This window comes from Ruminococcus sp. 210702-SL.1.03 (genome assembly GCF_020559915.1).
In the GTDB taxonomy this organism is placed as follows: domain Bacteria; phylum Bacillota; class Clostridia; order Oscillospirales; family Ruminococcaceae; genus YE71.
In genome coordinates this window covers 1-2,142 of record NZ_JAJCLZ010000075.1, presented here as the reverse complement: position 1 = coordinate 2,142, position 2,142 = coordinate 1, and the positions used below count along the sequence as shown (strand labels likewise).

Genomic DNA, 2,142 nt, shown 5'->3' with positions numbered 1-2,142 from the left:
TTTCTATTTTACTTCTTTGAGGTTGGAGTGTCAAGTTTTATTATACTATATCATTCCGTGATACCAAAGTCTCTTTATTTCTTCCATATCTTTAGGCTTTTTTCGGTTAATGTCCTCTATAAACTGCTTGTCCATCTTGTGACAGTAGGATTCACGTGCTGAGGAAATCTGTAAAGCGTCCCACAAGAAATCCTCCTTGCTTGCAAAGATGTTTACAAGATTTCGAATCTGCTGCGGTGTGTAATCGTCGGCTGAAATGTGTATATGAGTGCCTGCACAATATCTCGGACCTGTCACTCCGCCTGCTTTTCTTAGTGCTCTCACAACCTCCTGCAAAAGAGGTATGTCTTCATATTCCAACACAGGAGAGTTCATTTCCACGCTGTATGATTTAGAAGCATGGTCGCCGTCTGCGTTGTAACAGTTGATACTTCCGTCATAAACTATCGCCCATTTTCTGTTTTTTGAGTCTGTCACAACATATTTATCATAGTACCCGCCCTCGTGTTCAACACGCCCGTCAAGCACTTTAGCCATAGCTTTTGCAGCCTGACTTCGTGTAAGTCCGGTCATCTCTATCTCTATACCGAATTTTCTCGTTTTTATGCCTTCAAAGTTTTTGGACAATGCTGCACCTCCCAACAAAAAACAGCCTGCGAATATATCGCAAGCCGTAAATTTTGATCGTTATTCAATTTCAGTCCTGACCTCATACCCACCTTTAAAGATCACCAGTATCTCCGTCTTGCTCAGAACCTTCACACATTCTATCAGCTTTCTGATAAGCACATTATCAAAGGTTTCCAACTCAAACTTTTCATGCTCTATCATATCTATTATCTTATCAAGCTTGGCTTGAGTTTCGGCGGAAGTTTGATTTTTTGATTTCAGCATTGCAAGTCTTTCACTCAGGCTTTGCTCTTCCTCATACAGCTTTTCAAACTCGCTGTCCAGCTTGTCCTCATCACAGCCGCTTGTTGCTATGAGACTTATCAGATCACTTCTTGCCTTGTCGATCTCTTTAAGCCTTTTTTCAATCGCTGCGATCTCTTCCTGCCCATGACATTCAAGCACATTGCTGATATTCGCTTTTAAGATTTTTTCAACGTCGTTACCACAAGAGTAGTAGTTATTTATCGCTCGAATAATTCCACGGTGCAGGTTTTCTTCCTTGATCGTAGGCGAATCGGGACAATATCTTTTGCCGTGTTCCAGCCGGCTTATACACCGCCAGACCACTTGTTTATTTCCGCTTTTTGTCCATATTCTGCGTCTGTACGGAGTCCCGCATTGTCCGCATATCAACAATTCAGACAATACATATTTTCCGCTGTATTTTCCTTGCTCAGTTTTGGTCTGATCGGATATTTTTCTTTTTGAGCTTCGTCTTGCAATTTCCTGTTGTACCCGATTAAAGGTATCACGGTCGATTATGGGAGTGTGATGGTCTGTAATAAGATACATCGGACGCTCTCCGTTATTTTTTACAACTTTGTGTGTTATGCAATCGACTGTGAAGGTTTTTTGCAAAAGTGCGTCTCCAACATATTTCTCATTTTTAAGGATGCTCTGAATTGCACTCTTAGTCCACTCACTTTTACCGGTTGCTGTAGTTATTTTTTGATTCATTAAGATCTGAGCGATGTTAAGTAATGTATATCCGTCAAGATAAAGACTGAAGATCAATCGTACAGTTTCAGCCTCTTCCGGAACTATCTCAGGCTTGCCGTCTGCTCCCTTTCTATATCCTAACAAATGCTTATACTGAAATGGCACTTTTCCCTCCCGAAAAGCTTTTTCCTTACCCCAACTGACGTTTTTGCTTATAGATTCTGACTCAGCCTGTGCAAAACTTCCATACAAAGCTATCATAAACTCGCTTGTCATTTTCAGCGTGTTTATGTTCTCTTTCTCGAAAATAACACCAATACCCAGGTCTTTAAGCTGTCTGACATATTCGAGGCAATCCACCGTATTTCGTGCAAATCTTGATATTGATTTTGTTATCACAAGGTCGATCTTTTTCTTTTTGCACATTCTTATCATGCGGTTAAACTCTGTCCTTTTCTTTGTTTGAGTTCCGCTGGTCCCTTCGTCGGCAAAAACTCCGGCAAGCGTCCATTCCTTTTTTCGGTTGATCAA

At 41.0% G+C, this 2,142-nt stretch carries 2 protein-coding genes; both read right to left on the bottom strand.

Going from position 1 to position 2,142, the window contains the following annotated elements:
- Positions 1 to 45: 45 nt before the first annotated feature.
- Positions 46 to 627, bottom strand: coding sequence for an amidoligase family protein (locus tag LI114_RS13355; RefSeq protein ID WP_227221076.1), 582 nt, complete (start codon positions 625 to 627; stop codon positions 46 to 48).
- A 60-nt stretch (positions 628 to 687) separates the two neighbouring features.
- A partial coding sequence (locus LI114_RS13350) for a recombinase family protein (protein ID WP_227221075.1) occupies positions 688 to 2,142 on the bottom strand: 1,455 nt, incomplete at its 5' end.